Annotated in this window: 16 protein-coding genes; 11 read left to right on the top strand and 5 right to left on the bottom strand. The window is 40.5% G+C overall.

Annotated features, from left to right (window positions below; translation table 11 throughout):
- The first annotated feature begins 12 nt into the window (after positions 1–12).
- The 3 genes from DXB58_RS18820 (at position 13) to DXB58_RS18810 (ending at position 4,191) form a co-directional block, all read left to right on the top strand.
- Positions 13–3,129 (top strand): DUF6298 domain-containing protein, encoded by a 3,117-nt coding sequence (locus DXB58_RS18820; protein WP_122137885.1) that lies wholly within the window; start codon positions 13–15, stop codon positions 3,127–3,129.
- 176 nt (positions 3,130–3,305) lie between these two features.
- Positions 3,306–3,857, top strand: a complete 552-nt coding sequence (locus DXB58_RS18815; protein ID WP_187343846.1) for an RNA polymerase sigma factor — start codon at positions 3,306–3,308, stop codon at positions 3,855–3,857.
- An 82-nt stretch (positions 3,858–3,939) separates the two neighbouring features.
- Positions 3,940–4,191: a hypothetical protein gene (locus tag DXB58_RS18810; protein WP_117933727.1), complete on the top strand. Its 252-nt coding sequence runs from the start codon at positions 3,940–3,942 to the stop codon at positions 4,189–4,191.
- Between the two features lie 107 nt (positions 4,192–4,298).
- Here the strand turns inward: DXB58_RS18810 and DXB58_RS18805 are convergent, their stop codons facing one another.
- The gene (locus tag DXB58_RS18805) at positions 4,299–5,555 is read right to left on the bottom strand and encodes an MFS transporter (RefSeq protein WP_122137857.1); all 1,257 of its coding nucleotides are present in this window, start codon (positions 5,553–5,555) and stop codon (positions 4,299–4,301) included.
- Between the two features lie 77 nt (positions 5,556–5,632).
- Here DXB58_RS18805 and DXB58_RS18800 point away from each other — a divergent pair, with 77 nt between their 5' ends.
- The 3 genes from DXB58_RS18800 to DXB58_RS18790 are packed head-to-tail and all read left to right on the top strand — an operon-like array spanning position 5,633 to position 7,627.
- On the top strand, positions 5,633–6,400 hold the full coding sequence (locus DXB58_RS18800; RefSeq protein ID WP_122137856.1) for a threonine/serine exporter family protein: 768 nt from the start codon (positions 5,633–5,635) through the stop codon (positions 6,398–6,400).
- 1 nt (position 6,401) lies between these two features.
- Positions 6,402–6,887 (top strand): threonine/serine exporter family protein, encoded by a 486-nt coding sequence (locus DXB58_RS18795; protein WP_117933731.1) that lies wholly within the window; start codon positions 6,402–6,404, stop codon positions 6,885–6,887.
- A gap of 11 nt (positions 6,888–6,898) precedes the next feature.
- Complete coding sequence (locus tag DXB58_RS18790; protein WP_122137855.1) at positions 6,899–7,627, top strand: DUF6064 family protein; 729 nt, start codon at positions 6,899–6,901, stop codon at positions 7,625–7,627.
- Between the two features lie 191 nt (positions 7,628–7,818).
- Here DXB58_RS18790 and DXB58_RS18785 read toward each other — a convergent pair whose 3' ends face one another.
- Both DXB58_RS18785 and DXB58_RS18780 read right to left on the bottom strand, forming a co-directional pair.
- Entirely contained in the window at positions 7,819–8,628 is an 810-nt protein-coding gene (locus DXB58_RS18785) for an SDR family oxidoreductase (RefSeq protein ID WP_122137854.1), read from the bottom strand.
- 17 nt (positions 8,629–8,645) lie between these two features.
- On the bottom strand, positions 8,646–9,512 hold the full coding sequence (locus DXB58_RS18780; RefSeq protein WP_158571572.1) for an AraC family transcriptional regulator: 867 nt from the start codon (positions 9,510–9,512) through the stop codon (positions 8,646–8,648).
- Positions 9,513–9,625: 113 nt separating this feature from the next.
- On the opposite strand from DXB58_RS18780, the gene DXB58_RS18775 reads away from it, so the two are divergent.
- Positions 9,626–10,585, top strand: a complete 960-nt coding sequence (locus DXB58_RS18775; protein ID WP_122137852.1) for a DMT family transporter — start codon at positions 9,626–9,628, stop codon at positions 10,583–10,585.
- A gap of 18 nt (positions 10,586–10,603) precedes the next feature.
- Positions 10,604–11,509, top strand: coding sequence for a UDP-3-O-acyl-N-acetylglucosamine deacetylase (locus DXB58_RS18770; RefSeq protein ID WP_122137884.1), 906 nt, complete (start codon positions 10,604–10,606; stop codon positions 11,507–11,509).
- A gap of 82 nt (positions 11,510–11,591) precedes the next feature.
- Here the strand turns inward: DXB58_RS18770 and DXB58_RS18765 are convergent, their stop codons facing one another.
- Complete coding sequence (locus DXB58_RS18765) at positions 11,592–12,212, bottom strand: HAD family phosphatase (RefSeq protein WP_122137851.1); 621 nt, start codon at positions 12,210–12,212, stop codon at positions 11,592–11,594.
- A 233-nt stretch (positions 12,213–12,445) separates the two neighbouring features.
- Between DXB58_RS18765 and DXB58_RS18760 the strand changes: the two genes are divergently transcribed.
- The 3 genes from DXB58_RS18760 (at position 12,446) to DXB58_RS18750 (ending at position 17,474) form a co-directional block, all read left to right on the top strand.
- Positions 12,446–13,561 carry a tetratricopeptide repeat protein gene (locus tag DXB58_RS18760; RefSeq protein WP_122137850.1) on the top strand — a complete coding sequence of 372 codons (1,116 nt, stop codon included), beginning with the start codon at positions 12,446–12,448 and terminating at the stop codon, positions 13,559–13,561.
- Between the two features lie 509 nt (positions 13,562–14,070).
- Positions 14,071–17,208, top strand: a complete 3,138-nt coding sequence (locus DXB58_RS18755; RefSeq protein ID WP_122137849.1) for a DUF2723 domain-containing protein — start codon at positions 14,071–14,073, stop codon at positions 17,206–17,208.
- 11 nt (positions 17,209–17,219) lie between these two features.
- Positions 17,220–17,474, top strand: coding sequence for a DUF3098 domain-containing protein (locus DXB58_RS18750; protein ID WP_004325939.1), 255 nt, complete (start codon positions 17,220–17,222; stop codon positions 17,472–17,474).
- On the opposite strand, the gene DXB58_RS18745 is transcribed toward DXB58_RS18750, so the two are convergent.
- Positions 17,471–18,346 (bottom strand): arginase family protein, encoded by an 876-nt coding sequence (locus DXB58_RS18745; RefSeq protein WP_122137848.1) that lies wholly within the window; start codon positions 18,344–18,346, stop codon positions 17,471–17,473. The two genes, DXB58_RS18750 and DXB58_RS18745, sit on opposite strands and share 4 nt — an antisense overlap.
- Between the last annotated feature and the right edge of the window lie 135 nt (positions 18,347–18,481).

The raw sequence follows: 18,481 nt of genomic DNA, 5'->3' as shown, positions 1-18,481 counted from the left end.
AAGATGATTGGATTGAATATACAAGTAAGAACTATCCTTCTGGGATTATTAAGTATTGGGTTTGTGCAAAGTTATGCGCAAACCTTTGCTTTACAGGTTAAGAATGACCAAATCACTTACCTGAATGACGATCGGGGAAACCGTATTCTCGATTTTTCTACATGCGGATATAAATCCTCCGAACAGGATATTCCTTCTGTCCGCAATGTTGTGTTTGTCCCCTGGAAAGCAGGAGATAACACTGCACGTATTCAACGTGCCATTGATTATGTAGCCTCGCTGTCTCCCGATGCTTCCGGTTTTCGTGGAGCGGTTTTGCTCGATCAGGGAGAGTTTACCCTGTCCGGCAGTATTCGTATCTCCACCTCCGGAATTGTATTGCGGGGAACGAATAAAGAAAAAACAATACTGCTGAAGAAAGGCGTAGACAGAGGTGCCCTTATTTATATGGAAGGAATAGACAACTTGAATGTACAAGACACTTTGCAGGTACTTTCAAACTATGTTCCGGTAAACACACGAACATTGGAAGTGGCTTCAGGCATTTCTCTGAAAAAAGGAGATCGTGTAATGGTTGTCCGTCCTTCCGGCAAGGAGTGGATAGCCTCTTTGGGTTGTGACATCTTTGGAGGAGGTATCAGTGCGTTAGGATGGAAAGAAGGGGATATGGATCTGACCTGGGACAGAACAGTCAGTGAAGTAAATGGCAACCAGATAACATTGGATGCTCCGCTGACCGTAGCTCTGGATGCTAAATATGGTGCTTCTTCTCTATTGACTTATCAATGGAACGGACGTATCTACGATTGTGGAGTAGAGAATATGACACTGATCTCTGATTACGACAAGCGTTATCCTAAAGATGAAGATCATTGCTGGACAGGTATTTCCATTGAGAATGCGGAAAACTGTTGGGTAAGACAACTCAATTTCAAACATTTTGCAGGAAGTGCCGTGATTGTTCAGCGTACAGGTTCCAAAATCACTGTCGAAGACTGTATCTCAAGAGAACCTGTTTCAGAAATCGGAGGAATGCGTCGTTGCACTTTCCACACACTGGGACAACAAACTTTATTTCAACGTTGCTACTCGGAACGAGGTATTCATGACTTTGCTGCCGGATATTGTGCAGCCGGTCCCAACGCTTTTGTACAATGTGATTCATACGAATCTTTAGGATTCAGCGGCTCTATCGATGCCTGGGCATGTGGACTGTTGTTCGATGTAGTAAATATCGACGGTCATAACCTGACTTTCAAGAATTTGGGACAAGATAAAAATGGAGCCGGTTGGAATACGGCAAACAGCTTGTTCTGGCAATGTACCGCAGCAGAAATCGAATGTTATGCTCCGGCAAAGGATGCGATGAACCGTGCATACGGCTGTTGGGCACAGTTCTCCGGTGACGGCGAATGGGCGCAATCCAACAATCACGTACAACCTCGCAGTATCTTTTATGCCCAATTGAAAGAACGATTGAATAAAGAATGTGCAGAACGTGCACGTATCTTGCCTAGAAATACAAGTGCAACCAGTAGCCCTACAGTTGAAGTGGCTATGGAACTGGCTAAAGAGGCTTATCATCCACGGTTAACGTTGGAACATTGGATAGGCGATCATAAGTTTACTCCTTCGGTGGAGTCAGCCGGAGTGAAATCAGTTGATGACATTAAAGAGAAAAGGGGGGTATCATTAGCCGCAAATTCTTCTACTACCCAATCACCGACTCAACCGGAAGTAACTATCACTAACGGACGTATCCAAATGGATGGTATTTTATTGGTTGGAAACAGTCATACCACCCCTTGGTGGAACGGAAAGCTCAAAACCAATTATCTGAAAAAGGCAAGTCCGGCCATTACCCGCTTTGTTCCGGGACGCGAGGGACTGGGATTAACAGACCGCATTGATTCTGTTATCAATTTTATGAAACAAAAAAACATACTTGTTTTCGATCAGAACTATGGTCTTTGGTATGACCGCCGTCGCGATGACCACGAACGGATTCGCCGTCGGGATGGTGATGTATGGGGACCTTTCTATGAACAGCCATTCGGACGCAGCGGTCAGGAAACAGCGTGGGAGGGATTGAGCAAATATGATTTGAAACGTCCCAATGCATGGTACTGGAGTCGCTTAAAAGAGTTTGCGGAGAAAGGAAATAAAGACGGGCTGCTTTTGTTTCATGAGAACTATTTCCAGCACAATATTCTGGAAGCCGGTGCACATTGGGTAGATTCTCCGTGGAGAAGCAGCAATAACATCAATCAGACCGGATTTCCTGAACCTGCTCCATTTGCCGGTGACAAACGAATCTTTGTAGCGGATATGTTCTATGACGTCAGCCATCCTGTTCGTCGTGAACTGCACAGGCAATATATACGTCAATGCCTGAATAACTTCGCTGACAATTCGAATGTAATTCAGTTGACAAGTGCTGAATTTACAGGACCGTTGCACTTCGTACAGTTCTGGTTGGATGTGATAGCCGAATGGGAAACTGAAACCGGAAAGAAAGCAAAAGTGGCATTAAGTACCACGAAAGACGTGCAGGATGCTATCCTTGCAGACCCCAAACGTGCTGCCATAGTAGACATCATTGATATCCGTTACTGGCATTATAAGACGGATGGGATCTTTGCGCCGGAAGGTGGAAAGAATATGGCACCGCGTCAGCACATGCGTAAGATGAAAGTAGGAAAGGTCACTTTCAATGAAGCATATAAAGCTGTCAATGAGTACCGACAGAAATTTCCCCAGAAGGCAGTGACGTTCTACGCACAGAATTATCCGGCTATGGGATGGGCTGTATTCATGGCCGGTGGTTCATGCCCTGTAATTCCATGCACAGATAAGGCATTCCTGAAGGATGCAGCAGCCATGGAAGTGGAAGAAACGAATACGGATGAGTACAAGAAAATGGTAAAATCTGATATTGGAAGTATCATTTATTCCAAGTCCGGAACAGAAATTCCTGTTCAATTATCGTCCGGGAAGTATGCATTAAAGTACATTCGCCCTGCTTCCGGAAAGATTGAAACGATAAATAAATCATTGAAAATAAATGGATTATACAACCTAAAGGTGCCTGATAAGAAAGAAGGTATTTACTGGTTCCATAAGCTATAAAACAGAAAATCCCGTTGAAGACTCTTCAGCGGGATTTTTGGTTTTTATAGGTAAATTCTAGTAAAAGAGTGTTATAAAACATGATACTTGTTTTTTCAATCCACAAACCAGATTTTACCCAAGGTTGCGGTCGATACTGCTTAGTTTTGCAACATCAAATCAATCGAATTAATGCTATGATGGAACAGACTAATCATTCAACCGAAACTTTACTCGCTTCTTTTCAAGCGGGAAACATGGCAGCTTTTTCACAGCTGTATAATTTGCACATCAACGTCCTTTTTAATTACGGATTGAAGTTGACCATTGATAGAGAGTTGCTGAAAGATTGTATTCATGACATCTTCGTGAAACTCTATACAAAGAAAGATGAATTAGGCACCATTGATAATTTAAGATCATACTTATTCATCTCATTAAAAAATAAACTTTGTGATGAACTTCGCAAACGCATGTATATGTCTGATACGGCAGTAGAGGAAGTTAGCGTGGCTACCCCTACAGATGTAGAAGATGATTATATGGAAGAAGAGCAGCGCAAGAATGAATTTTCATTGGTTAGACGTTTGCTGGATCAATTATCTCCCCGCCAGCGTGAAGCGCTTACCTTATATTATATAGAAGAAAAGAAATACGAGGATATTTGCGAGATTATGAACATGAATTATCAGTCTGTACGCAACTTGATGCACCGCGGATTGACAAAGTTGCGTACTCTGGCAAGTTAATTTTAGTAAAAAGATAAACTGGTTGAGTACATATACAGGATAACGTCGTCCTATTTATGTAAACGCTTAAAAAGGATGCGATATGTGCTCAAAGGTAAAGGATTTTTTGACGGATGATGATTTTATCAACTATGTGCTGGGTGTAACTCCGCAATCAGCTTCCCAATGGGAAACTTATTTCAGAGAGCACCCGGAAGAGATGGCAGATGCAGAAGAAGCTAAAGCTGTATTACTGGCTCCGGCAAATGTAGCCTGTGACTTCTCAATAGTTGAAAATAACGAATTAGAAGATAGGATTATTAGTAGTATAAAAGATTTTTCGGGTATTTTGTAGATAGGTTAGATAGTTAGATAAAGTAGTTAGGTTAGTTAAGGCATTAAAAGATTGACGCAGTCTCTCACAGGAAGTTTAATTTTAAACACTGTGAAAGACTGTGTTTTTTATTTATCCTGTTCAGGCTTTCCTGTGGATTCCTGAATATCGAAAGCGCTGCTGAAGCTGACAATTAATACAATGCATCCACCCAATATGCCAATAATCATATAAGCAATACGAATATCGAATGCTTGTGAAATGGCACCGATAAGGAGAGGAGCAATCAGCGAACCTATAAAACTGATACTTGACAGAATGGTAAGTGCAATGCTGACCGGTGTTTTCGATTTGGCTCCTACGAAGCTATACAAAGTAGGTACAATGCAAGATATTCCCAAACCGACCAGCATAAAACCCAATGAATTGATGATGACTTTCATAGCCATAGATTCAAAAACACCTCCTAACAAGGCAGAGATAAAAAAGCCGATACAAATAAAGCTACCCGCCAGTTGCAAGACTTTCTTCTTTCCCCAAAGCTGATAAGCGTAGTTAGTCAAAAAACGCCCTGTTGCCATCATAATCATGAACACAAGAAAACCGATCTGCAACGATTTAGGTACGTGAACTACTGATTCGAAATAAACGGCACTCCAATCGAACATCGCACTTTCTACAATCAGTGCAAACAGCCCGACAAGTCCTAGCTGCAAAAGCAACATTTCCGGTTTTTGAAACAATAACCGGAAGCCATTGGGGGCTTTGGCCATACTTCTTTCCTTCGTTTCAAAAACCTCCACTTGCTGCGGTGCGCTCTCCTGCAAATAGTTTCGTCCGGAAAGCACTATTATAAAGATGACAATGAATATAAGTGTATAGTGCCAGATAGGGGAGACTCCTGCCAGAATCATCACAAAACCGATAAGTGCCCCGGCACATGCTCCTAAGCTCCATCCTCCATGAAAAGTTGCCATAATGGTTTTACCATACAGGCGTTCCACTTCAATCCCTTGTGTATTGAATGATATATCGCACAAATTCCAAAACACACCGAAGCAAAATAGTAAGAAGCCCAGCAGATAGACTTCATGAGCCAGTCCGATGCAAAGCAAGGAAGAAGCATATCCCAGAATACTGACCTGTACCATACTCCGGCTTCCCAACTTCGAAACAAGATAGCCCGCCAAAGGTATCGCCACAAATTTGCCTACAGGAATCATAAACAAGATCAATCCCCAATAAAAGGCATAATTTGCAGCAAAAACATCTTTGAAATCAGGAATCCGGCTAGCCCAACTTGCCATACAAAGTCCTTGAGCAAAGAAAAAAGTCAATATGGCAAAACGTATTCTCTCTTTGGGATGCGTAAATTGGTTATTCATGCATTTTTTATTTTTAATCGCGGCAAAGGTATCTATTTTTTTTGTACTTTTGCGCCCGATTTAAAAATATCATATTCATGAAGACAGGCGAATCTTTAGTATCAGTAGGTAGATTTATTGCAGAATATTCAGCCCATTTAATGGGAGCCGGAGTGCATACCTCGCGGGTAGTACGCAACACAAAGCGCATCGGAGAGGCTTTCGGGCTAGATGTTAAGTTAAGCGTCTTTCATAGGAACATAATTTTGACCATTATAGACAAAGAAACAAACGAAGCTTGCAATGAGGTTATAGACATTCCCGCGCACCCGATCAGTTTCGAACATAATTCAGAATTAAGCGCATTGAGTTGGGAAGCATTAGACAATCATTTATCATTGGAGGAACTAAAAGATAAATATAAGAAAATTATTTCAGCTCCGCGAATACACTCCCTTTTCGTTTTATTGTTGGTAGGATTTGCCAATGCTTCTTTCTGTAAATTGTTCGGTGGTGATTTAATTTCTATGGGGATCGTGTTCTCGGCTACCATTACAGGATTTTACCTGAAACAGCAAATGCAGATGAAGAAAATAAACCATTACATTGTATTTATCGTCTCGGCTTTTGTTGCTTCCCTATGTGCTTCCACTGCGCTGATTTTCGACACAACCTCGGAGATTGCAATGGCAACCAGCGTACTTTATCTCGTGCCCGGTGTTCCCTTGATTAATGGCGTGATTGATGTAGTAGAAGGATACGTATTAACAGGATTTGCCCGTCTGACAGAAGCTTCTTTATTGATTGTCAGCATCGCGATCGGACTTTCCTTCACATTATTAATGGTAAAAAACAGTTTAATTTGATATGATAGCACTTGACATTCTTACTGATGGATTTTTTGCAGCAGTAGCAGGTATAGGATTTGGTGCGATTTCCGATCCTCCTTTGCGTGCATTCAAGATGATTGCCATACTGGCAGCATTGGGACACGCTTGTCGTTTTTGTTTAATGACTTATTTAGGTGTGGATATTGCCACAGGTTCTTTGTTTGCCGGATTGGTCATCGGCTTCGGTAGTTTATGGTTGGGTAAAAAAGTATATTGTCCGATGACGGTACTTTACATTCCGGCATTGCTTCCCATGATTCCGGGTAAGTTTGCATACAACATGGTATTTTCACTTATCATGTGTCTGCAAAATGTGAATGATCCGGATAAGCTGGACAAGTTCATGTCCATGTTCTTCTCTAATACTCTGGTAGCAAGTACAGTGATTTTCATGTTGGCGGTAGGAGCTACTTTCCCGATGTTCCTGTTCCCACATAGAGCCTTTTCATTAACAAGACATTAAAAACTACTTTTATGGAGATTTTTTGGAGAACAATTGCATATTATAATTCAGCTACCTGGCTTTTACAGATAGTTATCATTCTGATTGGTATTGCATTGACCGGATTGCTTATCGGCAAACCACGCCCGTGGGTGAAAATGGCGATGAAGGTCTATATGATAGGTCTTTATACATGGATTTCTGTGGTCTACTATTATATCTATTGTGAAGAGCGCAGTTATAATGGGGTGATGGCAATGTTCTGGGGCGTTATGGCTGTCATTTGGCTATGGGATGCAATCACAGGATATACGACCTTCGAACGTACCCACAAATATGATCTATTGTCTTACGTCCTGTTGGCAATGCCTTTTATATATCCTCTGGTTTCACTGGCACGCGGACTCTCGTTTCCGGAAATGACTTCTCCGGTAATGCCTTGTTCGGTAGTTGTGTTTACCATCGGATTATTACTGCTGTTTGCGCAAAAGGTCAATATGTTTCTGGTATTGTTCCTTTGCCACTGGTCATTGATCGGATTATCCAAAACTTATTTCTTCCAGATTCCGGAAGATTTCCTGTTGGCAAGTGCCACAATTCCCGGCCTGTATCTTTTCTTCAGAGAATATTTCCTGAACAATCTGCATGCCGACACCAAGCCGAAAGCCAAATATATCAATTGGCTATTGATAAGCGTTTGCGTCGGACTGGCTGTGTTGCTGACTACTACCATGTTTTTAGAATTAGTTCCGAAGAATTGATCCGGAACACATAGAAGATATTCAAATCAAAAAAGAAGATGTGTCATAATGAATAATAAAACGCAGATTAACGCAAATTACCGCAGAAATAATTTTATAAGTCGTTGATTAATATATCAATATAATTGAAATAATCTGCGATAATTTGCGTTAATCTGCGTTTTGACACTCTCTTTTGCATTATATCACATTTACTTAATTGCGTAGAATATCCGCAGAGCATACTGCATCACCGCATCAGGCAACCACTTTTTACTCTTTGCAAACAACACCTGTATCCAGGGACCTACTTTCGTTCGGAAAGGAGGATTTGTACGCTCCACTATTTTACAGATTGCAGCAGCCAACTTCCGTGGATGGCATCCATTACGTTCCTCTTTTTCTATGATCTCCAATGATTTCCGGAAGCTTTCTCCATAATCGGTATCCAGTCTTGTCTGTTCGGAGATATTCCGATTATCAGTAAATCCGGTGTTGAAGTCTCCCGGTTCTACCACGCAAACTTTTATATTGAACGGATGGACCTCTAAAGCCAATGCTTCGCTATATCCTTCCACCGCAAATTTGGAAGCAGAATAAAATCCCTGATAAGGGATGCCCATTACACCACCAATAGAGCTGATATTGATGATCTTCCCTTTTCGGTTTTTACGCATGACAGGCAATACCTCCCGGCACATATTCACTACACCAAAGAAATTGGTATTCATCTGTATGTTTGCTTCCTCTTCCGTAGCAAGTTCCAATGCACCGCCAATACCCATCCCGGCATTATTAATCAGTACGTCAATCCGTCCCTGTTCTAATAGAATCCTATCAACAGCTTGACGGATAGAAAGTGAATTGGTAACATCGACAACCAGCATTTTCACCTCATTCATGTCTTCGGAAAGTTTCCGACTTGTCCCATAAACGATGTGCCCTTGTGCTGATAACATTTGAGCGGTAATCTTTCCAAACCCGGAAGATGCTCCGGTGATAAGTATGACTTGTGGTTGCATATATCCTATATTTCTAATCAAGTATTCAAGTTTTTCACGTATTCTGTCGGAGTTAATTTGGTAATTTGGCGGAATTGTTTGTTGAAATGCGCCTGATTGCGAAAACCGCTCTCCCATGCCACCTGTGCAATGGTCAAGTTCGAGTTACCGAGTAGTTTGCAGGCATGTTCTACCCTAATTTCGTTCAGACACTGAAACAGTGTCTTTCCTGTGCGTTGTTTGAAGAAGCGACAGATAGAAGTCGCATTTATGTGGACGTGAGTGGCGATATTTTCCAATGTGAGTTCTTTCCTATGGTTGTTTATCAAGAAACTGAATATCCGGGAAATGGGATCATCAAGAATATATCTGTCCAAAGGGTTAGTGTATTTAAGTGACGAGACAAACGTAATGTTATCCGACTTACCTAGCATATCCAGTAATTTGAAAAGGGAGGTCAGGCGGTCTATACCACGTTGCATATTGATACCCTCCATTATCTGAAGTACATTCCTTTTCAAAGTTTTTGAATGGAAACAAACGCCTCGTGTGCTGTTTTCCAGTACGGTATATATTTGGGAATATTCTTGGATGCTCTCCATTTGTTCGGGAAAAAGGCTACGGGGGAATTGTAAAATGCAACAACTATTATTGCTCTCTGAAGACGATGGCATATCAGAAAGAAACAAGTGTGGCAGGTTTGCACCTATCAGTACAAGGTCATCGGTATGGTATTCCCTCACCGAATCACCAACGAACTCCTTACCATGCCCTTCCATGATATAAATCAGCTCGTATTCGGAATGACAATGCAAGGAAGTTGTCAGTTCTACACCGGAATCGTATTTGAATGAACATCCTATCTCGCATATCACTTTGCGATTATCTATAACTTTAGTTTCCATTGCGTTACTTTTATATTGTTTGCAAATATAGTATTTCATTTCGTATAAATAGCATTTATATTTATCTTGTTTTCACTTTAACTTTGCCCCACAAATAGATAAAATGAAAAAATATGAGAAAATTAATTTTAGTTTTACCAGTACTTGCCGGCGTTCTTTGGGGGTCGGCAGGTGTGTTCGTTAGAGAACTGAATGATTTCGGGATGGACGGTTACACGGTTCTATCCACCCGTATGATAGTGGCCACTGTGTTCCTGCTTATTATCATTGGATTGTACAACCGTTCACTATTGAAAATTAACCTGAAGGACTTGTGGCTATTTGCCGGAACAGGACTATTAGGAATCATGGGGCTAAACTATTTTTATAATGAAGCAGTTAGTGAAATTACGCTTTCGCTGGCAGCGATTCTCTTAAGTATGGCTCCTGTGTTTGTCATGATTCTCTCGGCATTCATTTTCAGGGAACGGATTACAGTAAAGAAAATCAATTGTCTGATATTGGCAATCGTGGGATGCACATTGGCAAGCGGTGTGCTTGAGGCAGCTTCTGGTATGGGACTGCAAGTGTCGGTACGTGGTATCGTTATGGGGTTACTTTCCGGCTTCTTCTGTGCTCTCTACGGCATTTTTTCAAAAATTGCTGCCAATCGGGGATATAGCACATATACCATTCTATTTTATAGCCTGTTGTTATGTACAGTTGCTTTACTTCCGGTTACAAACTGGGGAGTGTTTATCTCATTCATCGAGGCTGCACCGCTGAAAAATACGTTGTTTGCTGTGGCACATTCCACCTGCACATCCATATTGCCCTATCTTTTTTACAGTATCGCTCTGCTTTATATGGAAAACGGCAAGGTATCCATTTTAGCGGGAGGAGGCGAACCTATCGCAGCGGTTGTTTTTGGAGTCCTGTTTTTTTCAGAAATTCCAACCATTCTGATTCTTATCGGATTGGTCATAACAATTATTGCCTTGTCTTTCTTATGTATGCCTTTGGATCGAGCAACTATATATATAAGGTATTATCGCATACAATTGTGCAAGATTCGATATAAAACAGATTTTTAATTGATTGATAATATAATAATGAAACAAAAAACATTAGGTAGAGAATTTACATTAAAAGGAAAAGGTTTGCATACAGGACAAAATGCTGTTGTTTTATTTTGTCCTGCAGAAGAAAATTATGGGTATAAAATAGAAAGAACAGATTTATCAAACAAGCCTATTATAGCTGCCAATGCTAAAAATGTAACGTCAACAGATAGAGGTACAACTTTGTCAGAAAAAGGATTTTCAGTAGGAACCGTAGAACATGCTCTTGCGGCTCTGTATGGTTGTAGCATAGATAACTGTCATATTAAAATATATGGGTCTGAATTCCCGATATTAGACGGAAGTGCTGCAGAGTATGTAAAGAAAATACGCATTTCCGGTATTAAAGAACAGAATGTAGAGAGAGAATTTATTACTATAAGAAACAAGATTGAGTATATAGATGAGCTTTCAGGTTCTCGTATCAGTATATTTCCTGATGAAAAATTTTCCATTGATCTAAAGGTTATATTCGATTCTGATGTAATAGGAGAACAATCTGTGCAGTTTGGTGAATCATCTGATTTTGATAAAGAAATTGCTACGTGTAGGACATTCGTTTTTGTCAAAGATATTAAAGTTTTACTGCAGAAAGGTCTCATCAAGGGGGGAAACTTCGAAAATGCGATTGTAGTTTATGATACGCCAATAGGACAAAAAGAACTTGATGAATTGGCTGATATAATGTCTGTAGAAAAACGTCCGTCTGAAAACATTGGCTATTTGTCTCCTTTGCCTCTAAAGTATCCCAATGAGCTTGCCCGACATAAGTTATTGGATTTAATAGGTGACCTTGCTCTTTCCGGACAATTCATAAAAGGTAAAATTGTGGCATACTGTCCCGGACATCGGGTAAACAATTTGTTTGCCCGTACCTTGATACGTGAAATAAAATAGAGAAAAAGTCAGTATATATGATAGTAGCATGCCATTATGATACTATCATATATACACTATAAAAAATTAGTAACCAATAAGGTTATTTCTCTAAAATAGCAGTCATCTTCTCCCGCCAATCTTCACCATTCTTCGGCTGGAAAGTTTCAAATCCCAGTTCTTTGCCGATTTGGATATTCGAGGCGCCGTCATCTACAAATAAAGTTTCAGAAGGAATGATATTGCAATCATTCACCATATAATCGAATATTTCCGGTGCAGGTTTTGTGTGACCGACCTGATAAGACAGATATAGTTTGTCACAGTAATCATTCAACGGCTTTTTCCTTGACGAGAAATCAGGGCTGCATGCCCATGACATAACAAAAGGATTAGTATTACTTAAAATATACACATGATATGATTTTCTCAATTCTAATATATAATCGAGTTTATTTAGATTCACTTCATTGAAAAAGCCCAGCCATGCCTGTTTGGTTTCCTCCATCGTCAATGAACGGTCACATAAATCCCCCAGTTGTTTCCGAAACTCATCCGCACTTAGCTTACCTTCTTCCAGTTCTTGAAAGATGCCGGTCTGGTGATATTTATCCAGACGGGTGTCGGCATCTGCCAGTCCCAGTTTGATAAATGCCTGAACCGCTTTGTCGCGATCAATATCTACAATCACCCCTCCAAAATCAAATACAATGTTTTTAATCATGATATATAATTTTTTTGTTTGCTACAAAGATACGGCTTATCTTCTTAATTAGCAGTGCACAACGGCTTGATATTTGTCAAAAAAACATAGTGACGCTATCCTTGCCAAATAGTGTCACTATCACACCCGGATAGCGTCACTATACTTTTTGTATGACTTAGGGAAGGATAAATTCCGATTATTTTTTATATTTGCAAATCCAATCAATCCTTTGTAAAGACAAAAATAGAGTTATGAATAACCTTCGAATTTTATTGTATATGATGCTCCTTTCATTGGCTGCATGTCATCCGGAAGGAACGAGTGTGAAGCAAGGGTTAGACAAAGCCGCACAGCTCATGGCGCAGGACCCCGATACGGCATCTATTATTCTTGAGACTATTCAGACCAGTCAAATGAATGAAGCCCAACTGGCAGAATATAATTTATTGTGTACCCAGCTTAACGAGGACAAAAGTATTCCTCATTCTTCTGATAAGCAGATCAGGCAGGCGGCATCTTATTATGAAAAAAATGGCAATGAATATCAAAAATCAAAAGCATATTATTATCTTGCTTGTGTAGAAAGTGATCTGGAACAGAAAGAGGAGGCAGAAATTCACTTTAAGGAGGCAATCAAACTTGCCAAGGAAACAGAGGAATACGATCATCTGGCAAAAATCTGCAAACGATGTAGTCTTTATTATCAGAAATACGGTAACTTTGATGAAGCACTGGAAATGGAGAGAAAGGCATACGCCAGTCAGTTGATGTTGAATGACGGTAAAAGCGATTCTTCAGTAATTCTTTCTTCTGCTTTAGGGATGTTCGGTGTGATGTCTTTGTTGCTTGGACTACTCTGGAAGAAAAACCGGCACGTACTTTCCCAATTGGATCTTTTCAAAGAAGAAATACTGAAAAAAAATGTTGAATCGGATAAGCTGATCTTGCAATGTAACCATCTCGAAGAGAAGTATCAGTCTCTTCAACTACATATCTATGAAAGTTCTCCCGTTGTTTCAAAAGTACGACAGTTTAAAGAACGGAATGTTTTGTCTTCTAAAATCCCTTCTTTCTCCGAGAAAGACTGGACAGAGTTACTGCGACTCCAGGAAAACGTCTATGGACTTGTATCTAAATTGAAAGAAATAGGTCCGAAGCTCACAGAAGAGGATTTAAGAGTATGTGCCTTTCTGCGGGAGGGAGTCCAACCTGCTTGCTTTGCTGATTTAATGAAACTGACTACAGAGACGCTGACCCGGAGAATCTCCAGAATAAAAACGGAGAAACTGATGTTGGCAAATTCTAAAGAGTCACTGGAAGATATTGTGAAATCATTGGGGGATCTTTCATTTTGTGCAAGAAATTAATTATTATCAGGTAATGATTCATTATCTCCTTACTACATTTAAAGATTTTCGTTGCAGAGATTAATGGTTTTTAGTACAGAAATTAGTAATCTTTTATGCAGTCGGGTAGTTGTCCCGTTATAACGGGACGATGGGCATCCTATAGGGTGACAAATATCACTTTATAAGGTGATATTTGTCATTCTGTAATATGATTATCTGTCTTTAGAAGAATGAAAATCATTAAAGATACGAAATTAAATAGCAAAAAACAAGAGTGGCACTTGTTTTTCCTAATATCCCAATAGTTTTCTCATAGTTGATACATTGTCATTTTTATGCCATTTACTTTACTATGCCATTATTAATTTGTACCTAATTTATCCTCTGTCTGTTTTTGTCTATCTCTTCATTTTTATTATTGTTGATTATCAACATATTATCATTAACGACCGTCCGTATCCGTCCGGTAAAAAATACCTGTTTTAGCAGTATGTCCTGTAACTTTGCAAACAAAAAAGTACAGAACAATGAGCAACTTATTATTTAAAAGATGGAATGATTTCGGTGGGTGGCTGGTCTTTCTGATAGCAGCATTTGTGTATGGGATGACCATCGAACCAACCGCAAGTTTCTGGGATTGTCTCGAATTTATTTCTTGTGCTGAAAAATTACAGATAGGGCATCCGCCGGGAGCACCTTTCTATATGCTTGTCGGCAACCTGTTTACCCAGTTTGCTTCCGATGCTTCGCAAGTGTCGGGAATGGTCAACTTTTTAAATGCACTATTGAGTGCCGGTTGTATCTTGTTTCTTTTCTGGAGTATTACCCGATTAGTGAGAGCCTTGCTTGTGGGCGATGAACGGAAATTATCTGTTATGGATGTTATTATCATTCTGGGAGCGGGTTTTGTGGGAGCTTTAGCTTATACTTTCAGTGATACATTCTGGTTTAGTGCGGTAGAGGGTGAGGTATATGCTTTCTCTTCTTTCCTCACAGCCTTGGTATTTTGGATGATTCTTCGCTGGCAGGATGAAGCAGATTCTGTGTCCGGTGACCGCTGGATTATCCTGATAGCCTATATTATAGGGCTTTCAATCGGAGTGCATTTGCTTAATCTGCTTTGTATTCCTGCCATTGTATTAGTGTTCTATTACCAAAAATATCAGACCCTATCACTCAAGGGAGTTATCGGGGCCATTGCATTATCCGGTATTCTTATTGTATTGATTCTTTTTGTTTATATACCCGGAATGGCTGATGTAGGAGGATGGTTCGAATTATTCTTTGTCAATGTGATGGGATTACCCTTCCAGTCAGGATTGATCGTCTTTCTGGGTTTGGTCCTGTTTTTACTGATAGGAGCCATTTATCGGTTTAGAAAACGCATCGTGAATACCGGTTTGTGGTGTTTACTCATGCTCACCATAGGATATACCACCTATGCGGTCATACTCATTCGTGCCAATGCTAATACGCCGCTCAACGAGAATGCACCGGATAATATTTTCACGCTCAAAAGCTACCTGAATCGCGAACAGTATGAAAGTGCTCCTTTACTTTATGGGAGAACCTATGCATCCGAACCGGAGTATGTGCCCGAAGGAGACTATTACAAGGTAAAGACCGAAAAAGGGACTGCCATCTATCGGCCGGATAAAAAAGAAGGCAAGTATAAAATCATCCGCTATAAGGAAGATGTGTGCTACACTCAAAATATGTTGTTTCCACGAATGTGGAATGATCGTTCGGCCGCTTCTTACAAAGGATGGTCCGGAGGAGGTGCAAATGAGGCTCCCACACAAAAAGAGAACCTGACTTATTTTATCACATACCAACTCAACTACATGTACTGGCGCTATTTTCTATGGAATTTTGTCGGACGACAGAATGATATTCAAGGAAGCGGTGAACCGGAACATGGTAACTGGATTACAGGAATTTCCTGGCTCGATAACCTGCGACTGGGGAATCAAAAACTTTTGCCGGAATCTTTGCGTGAGAACAAAGGTCACAATGTATTCTATGGCTTACCATTATTATTAGGATTACTCGGTATCTATTGGCAATGGACACGCGGGAAAAAAGGCAAGCAGCAATTCAGTGTCTTATTTTTCCTTTTCTTCATGACGGGATTGGCTATTGTGCTCTATCTGAATCAGACTCCCGGGCAACCTCGTGAACGGGATTATGCGTATGCAGGTTCGTTTTATGCGTTCGCTATCTGGATTGGAATGGGAGCCGCCGGATGTTGTGACATGCTTCGCCGAAAACAGGCAAAAATCCTCCCGGTCAGCTTACTCATGCTGCTTTGCCTGTTTGTCCCCATACAAATGGCAAGCCAGACTTGGGATGACCACGATCGAAGCAACCGATATACCTGTCGTGACTTTGGAGCTAACTATCTGATGACACTTCCCGACAAAGGAAATCCGATCATATTCTGTAACGGGGATAATGATACGTTCCCCTTGTGGTATAATCAGGATACGGAAGAAGTACGCAGAGATGTACGTATCTGCAATTTAAGTTATGCGCAGACCGACTGGTACATTTATCAGCAACAATGTCCTCTGTACGATGCTCCCGGACTGCCGATCAGTTGGGATCAAAATCAATACCAGGAAGGGAAGAACGAATATGTGGCTGTTCGTCCGGAATTGAAGAAACAGATAGAAGCATTGTATCAGAAACATCCCGAAGAAGCCCGTGATAGTTTTGGAGATGATCCGTATGAAATAAAGAATATCCTGAAATATTGGGTGTTCGCGGAGAAACAGGAATTCCATGTGATACCTACCGATACAATAAATATTTATATTGATAAGGATGCACTACTCCGTTCTGGAATGATGTTGCCTGAAGCCATTCGTCATTTAAAAGGAGAAGAACTGAGAGATGCAATACCGGATAAACTGTCTATTTCTCTAAAAGATATACGTCTGTTGACTAAAGTGGACTTACTCATGCTCGAGATCTTGGCTAACTGTAACTGGGAACGTCCCCTGTACATGGCTATCTCGGTAGGCAACTCCAGTAAACTGAAGTTTGATGACTACTTTGTTCAGGAAGGGTTAGCATTCCGGTTTACTCCTTTCAACTATAAAGAATGGGGAGACGTAAAAGAAGGCAACGGATATGCCATAGATACGGAGAAACTCTACGAGAATGTGATGAACAGATATAAATACGGAGGATTGGATACTCCCGGACTTTATCTGGACGAAACAACCCTGCGCATCTGTTATTCTCATCGAAGGCTTTTTGCGCAACTGGCTAAAGAATTGGTGAAACAAGGAGACGACATCCGTGCCAGAAAAGTATTGGAGTATGCTGGGCAAGCTATTCCGGCATATAATGTTCCCGAAGTATACGAGAGCGGTTCGTATGATATAGCCACCGCTTATGCTTCCATAGGAGAAACGCAGAGAGCGACCGATCTATTGAATCATCTGATAGCAGAATCGAAAAATTATATCGACTGGGCTTTCTCATTGGGAGATAACCGGATAGGGATGGTTCAACGGGATTGTTTGTATAGGTTCTGGCAATGGAATCAGTGTAATGAATTACTGAAGAATATGGATAAAGAGAGATATGAACAGAGTAATCAGCAATTTGAAAAGAAATATATGCGACTCACTCAACTAATGAATTATCACAACTAAACTCAAAGAATATGAAATCGAAAAGAATAAGAGAAGAAGAAATAAAAACAGTATTGGGCAAAAGAAATTACGTCATCTTAATTATCGGCTCTATATTGATTATCATAGGATATATATTAATGAGCGGCGAGGGGAGTACCCTTGCCGCCTATAATCCCGATATATTTAGTGGAACACGCATACGTATTGCCCCATTATTGTGTTTATTGGGGTATCTACTGAATGTATTCGGTATTCTTTACCGTCCTCGTCAAAGGGGGATTTAATCTTTCAATAGAGGTAACTGATTGAGCATATTTCTAAGTTTGATTGCCACTCGTGGCATAGGTTCGGCAACTGTAAGTCCTACCAGATCATATTCGGAGGATATATCATTAATGATACGAACTACTTCTTCAATCTTCATGCCGTTAGGCTCAACGCCTACGGCAGCGATTATCTCTGCCGGGTCCAATACATCCATATCGAAATGTATAACCACCTTCGAAACCCCGGTACTTTTCAGCCATTCCATAATCTTGGTACGATCATTGGCAACTTCCTGTGGAGATAATCCTTTAATCCCCAACTTTCTTTGTCGTTCCTGCATACCCTCATCCCATGAGCGGAGTCCGACAATCAGGGCTTTGGAAGCATCTATTTTTCCCGGAAGTAATTCCATTATTTCTTCATCTCCCATTCCCAAACAAGCTGTTAGTGCCATTGCATGATAACCCTTATATTCATCATAAGGCAGATTGATGTCGGGATGTGCGTCTATCCAGATGATAGCTACATCATCCGGGTATCTATTGATTAAATAAGTAAACGGAACAACACTAACGGAACATTCTCCTCCTAAAGTGACAATCCGATCCGGATGATTCTCTTTAAGCAGATCAAGCGCAGCTTTAGTTTGTTTCAGTATGACACTGCGTGCACTGATGCCTTTTTCCGTCGCTCTGTCATTGATATCCAGTGAAACCGGAACTTCGACGGTCTTCTGACCGGTCTGTGGGGCTAAATAGTTCAATAACTGTGCTCCCAGATAGTAGCCTCTGGATGAATCTTCCGCCGGAATATCAGGCATCCAATGATCTACAATTCCTCCTTGCCATTGAGGATAGATAAAACGAAGAGTTGATTTTTTATTTTCCATATTTACTTGATTGTTTCATTTCCGTTTTTACTATATGCTTCGTACAAAAATAGAATAAATCTTTCTAATATCATTAATATTTCAAAAAAGACCATCTATCTAAAATAAATTATTGCTTCTTTTGTCCCAATGAAA

Origin of the sequence: Bacteroides sp. OM05-10AA (assembly GCF_003439055.1) — a bacterium.
Taxonomy (GTDB): domain Bacteria; phylum Bacteroidota; class Bacteroidia; order Bacteroidales; family Bacteroidaceae; genus Bacteroides; species Bacteroides intestinigallinarum.
The sequence above is the reverse complement of the archived record's forward strand: the minus strand, read 5'-3'. Positions and strand labels throughout refer to the sequence as shown.